Annotated in this window: 3 protein-coding genes; 2 read left to right on the top strand and 1 reads right to left on the bottom strand. The window is 67.4% G+C overall.

All coding sequences use genetic code 11. The features are described 5' to 3' along the window. Window positions 1-1,397, bottom strand: a 1,397-nt coding sequence (locus tag GX015_RS00515; protein WP_291341980.1) for an AMP-binding protein, incomplete at its 3' end; no start/stop codon positions are given. An 86-nt stretch (window positions 1,398-1,483) separates the two neighbouring features. On the opposite strand from GX015_RS00515, the gene GX015_RS00510 reads away from it, so the two are divergent. Then, complete coding sequence (locus tag GX015_RS00510) at window positions 1,484-2,095, top strand: TetR/AcrR family transcriptional regulator (RefSeq protein ID WP_291341978.1); 612 nt, start codon at window positions 1,484-1,486, stop codon at window positions 2,093-2,095. A gap of 10 nt (window positions 2,096-2,105) precedes the next feature. Then, complete coding sequence (locus tag GX015_RS00505) at window positions 2,106-3,725, top strand: acyl-CoA dehydrogenase family protein (protein ID WP_291341977.1); 1,620 nt, start codon at window positions 2,106-2,108, stop codon at window positions 3,723-3,725. The last annotated feature ends 394 nt before the right edge of the window (window positions 3,726-4,119 follow it).

Below are 4,119 nucleotides of genomic sequence, written 5' to 3'. Positions count from 1 at the left end.
GACAGGTGGCTGCGCAGCTCATCGACGCCGAGATGCTGCCCGTCGGACGTCACCACCACGGCGACGACCGTTTCACCCCACTCCGGATGGGAACGGCCGACGACGGCGACGTCGCGCACCCGCTCGATGCCGCGGATCGCCTCCTCCACCTCGTTGGAGTACACGTTCTCGCCGCCCGTGATGATGATGTCCTTCTTGCGGTCGATGACGTAGACGTACCCGTCCTCGTCCACGCGGCCGATGTCGCCGGTGCGGTACCAGCCGTCGATGAACGCCTCGGCGGTATCGCGCGGGTTGGACATGTACACCTCCATGACGCTGTCGGTGCGCATCCAAATCTCTCCCTCGCCGCCGGCCTCGACGTCATGGCCATGGTCGTCGATGACCTTCAAATCAACGCCGAGCATGCCGCCCTTGCCGATGGAACCGGCCTTGCGGACCTGGTCCGCGGGCTTGAGGACCGCGCCGGCCGGGCCGGTCTCCGTCATTCCGTAAACCTGGTAGAAGTTCTGCGTGCCATAGGCGTCGATGAGCATGCGGGCCATGTCCTCGCCCAGCGGTGCCGCACCGTAGATCAGCTTGTCGGCGGCACTGAGGTCGTAGTCCTTCGGAGACTCACCCTTGGCCTTCGCCATCTGGACCGGGCCGATGAAGGCGATCGGCGCACCGAACACCGAGGTGATCTTCTCGCGCTCCATCAGGGGGAAGAACTCGGCCGGGTCGTAGTCGCGCATGAGCACGACGGTCGCGCCGACGAACATCATCGTCAGCAGCCAGTTGTTCAGCGGGGACGCGTGCCAGATGGGCATGGCCATGAGGAAGCGGTCGTCGCCGGTGAAGTGGATGTTGGCCGTGACGTTCGGGGCGATGGAACTGACGCCCCGGTGCGTGTGGACGCAACCCTTCGGGGCGCTGGTCGTGCCCGAGGTGTAGAGGATCTGCGCGTACTCGGTGTCCTCCGCGAGCGGGCCCGAGAACGGTTCGGCGTCGTCGACCGCCCGGTCGAAGGTGCCGCCCTCCCAGCTGGTGGTCATCCACTCGAAGCCCGGCGCGCCCTCCCGCGCGGTCTCCACGAGCTCCTCCGACGCGATGCCGAGGACGGCGCCCGAATGGCCGGCGATGTGCTCGAGTTCCGGCCCGGTGAGCTTGTGGTTCACCGGGACGAGGACGGCGCCCATCCGCCACAGGCCGTACATGGCGACCACGAAACCGGGGTCGTTGTACGTCATGACCAGCACGCGGTCACCGGGCAGGACGTTCTTCGACTCGAACACGGTGGCCGCCCGGTCGGCGGCGTCGCGCAGTTCGCGGAACGTCATTTCCCGGTCGCCCCACTTGAGTGCGGTGTGGTGCGGTCGGCGACGAACGGTCGCGTCCAGGACATCGACGAGATTCATGGATTTCTTCCCTCCAAGTGGTTGCGCAATGTAGCGTGGGTCACATTGAACCACAGTTCAATTCTTGAGCGAAAGGTTTTCCGGGGATGGTCTACAAACCGACGGAAGAGACGCGGCGCAAGGGCGTCGCCAAGCGCAGGCGCATCATCGACGTCGCGCACGGACTCCTGTCCACGGGCGGTTTCGCCGCGGCGACCGTGCGCAGGACCGCCGACGGGGCGGGCATTTCGACGGGCTCGGTGTACTCCTACTTCGGCAGCCGGGACGAGCTGCTCGCGGAGCTGTTCCGGGAGCTCGCCTCCCATGAGTTCGCCGTGGTCGACCAGGCCGTCCGCGCCGCGGAACCCGCGGCCCGGCAGCGCCTCACCGCCCTGGTGGAGACCTTCGCCCGGCGCGCCCTGCATGCCCCGCAGACGGCGGAGTCACTTCTGTTCGAGCCGGTGAACCCGCTCGTCGAGGCCGAGCGCCTGAAGTTCCGCCGCCGGTACCACGGGCTCATCGTCGAAATCCTCGAGCAGGGCATCGGCGACGGGACCCTGCCCGCCCAAGATCCCGAGGTTTCGGCCCGCGCCATCACCGGCGCCATCGCCGAGGCCCTCATGGGCCGCCTGTCCCCCGAGCCATCCGAGGCGGACCCGGAAACACTCATCGCCAACATCGTCACTTTTTGCATCCGAGCAGTTGCATCCGAGCAGTAGGAGTATCAGCGTGAGCCCCACCCATACCGTCCTCAACCAGGCGGCGCCGCGCGTCGACGTCAACGAGTTCACCGCGAACACGGCGCTCGTCGAGTCGGTGGCGAAGTTCGCCCCCGCCGCCGACACCGCAATGCTCGAGGAGATCGGCCGCGTCGTCGGCACGGCGGGCTACCAGCGGGACGCGGAAATCGCGAACACGATCACGCCCGTCCACCACTCCCACGACCGCTGGGGGAACCGCGTCGACGACGTCGAGTTCCATCCCTCCTACCACCGCATCATGGGCCAGTCGGTCGAGTGGGGGCTGCACACGTCGGCGTGGGCGTCCCCCGGCCCGGGCGCCAACGTGGAGCGGGCGGCGGGGTTCATGCTCGCCAGCCAGATCGAGGCCGGCCACGGGTGCCCCATCTCCATGACGCACGCGGTGGTTCCGGCGCTGCGCTACTCCCCCGGCATCGCCGACGAGTGGGAGCCGAAGCTCCTGTCCACCGACTACGACCCCGAGCTGCGCGACCCCGCCACGAAGCAGGGCGTCATCTTCGGCATGGCCATGACGGAGAAGCAGGGTGGCTCGGACGTCCGCGCGAACACGACCACGGCGACCCCGAACGCGGACGGCACGTACACGCTGCGGGGCCACAAGTGGTTCTGCTCGGCGCCGCAGTCCGATGCTTTCCTCGTGCTCGCCCAGCTGGAGGAGGGCCTGAGCTGTTTCCTCGTGCCGCGCATCCTCCCGGGCGGCGAACGCAACCCGTTCTACGTGCAGCGGCTGAAGAACAAGCTGGGCAACAAGTCGAATTCCTCGTCGGAGATTGAGCTCGACGGCACCATCGGGCATCTCGTCGGCGAACCCGGCCGTGGGGTGCGCACCATCATCGAGATGGTCAACCGCACCCGCCTGGACTGCGTCCTCGGCGCTGCCGCGGGCATGCGCCAGGTCGTCGCCGAGGCGTCGTGGCATGCCCGGCACCGCAAGGCTTTCGGGGCGACGCTCATCGACCAGCCGGCCATGACGAACGTCATCGCCGACCTCCACCTGGAGACCGAGGCCGCCACGTGGCTGGCGCTGAGCCTCGCCGCGGATCACGACGATCCGGCCCAGGCGTCCTACCGCCGGTTGGCCACCGCCGTCGGCAAGTACTGGGTGTGCAAGCGCGGCCCCCACCACGCGTACGAGGGGATGGAGTGCCTCGGCGGAAACGGCTACACCGAGCTGTTCCCCCTGGCGCGCCGCTACCGCGAGCAGCCGGTGCTGGCGATTTGGGAGGGCTCCGGCAACGTCATGGCGCTGGACGTGCTGCGCGCGATGGCGAAGGAACCCAAGGCGTTCGCCGCCTTCGACGAGCGCATGGCGCGCTCGGCGGGCTCCCACGAGCTTTACGACGCCCAGCTCGCCCGCACCCGCGATCTCGTCGGCCAGGCCGCGAAGAACCCGGCCGGCGCACCCGCAATCGCGCGCCGCCTCATCGAGGCCATGGCCCTGACGATGCAGACGCAGACGCTCATCGAGCACGCACCCGACGCCGTCGCCGACGCCTACATCCGCGGCCGCCTGTCCGGCGACCGCGGCATCGAATACGGCACCCTGCCCGAAGGCACCGACGTCAAGGCGCTCGTCGAGCGCGCGTGACCGCGTGAGACCCGCCCATTTCAACGGATCCCGCACAAATCACCCCCGCAGGCCACCCCTCTTGACCCGGCGCCTCACTGGAGAAAGACCACGGGACGAACATATGTTTGAACCCGTCCTGGCCCGATCCCCGGAGCGCATTCCTTCCGGCGAATAAGGTGAACTCATGCGCGCGAACAACACGCACGTATTATCCGGCCATTTTCCCGGATACCCGAGCAGTGCAACCCCCGATAGTCGCCGTCACCCCGGGCGATAGGCGGGTTGCGCACATCGGCGGATCATTCACAAAGCAAATGAGGATAAGTTAATCGTGCAGTTGACGGAGCCATCCGAAATAATCGACTTCATCTCCGACGAAGACGTCAAATTCGTCGACATCCGTTTCACGGAT

It is taken from the genome of Corynebacterium sp., assembly GCF_012837295.1.
Lineage (GTDB): Bacteria > Actinomycetota > Actinomycetes > Mycobacteriales > Mycobacteriaceae > Corynebacterium.
The sequence above is the reverse complement of the archived record's forward strand: the minus strand, read 5'-3'. Positions and strand labels throughout refer to the sequence as shown.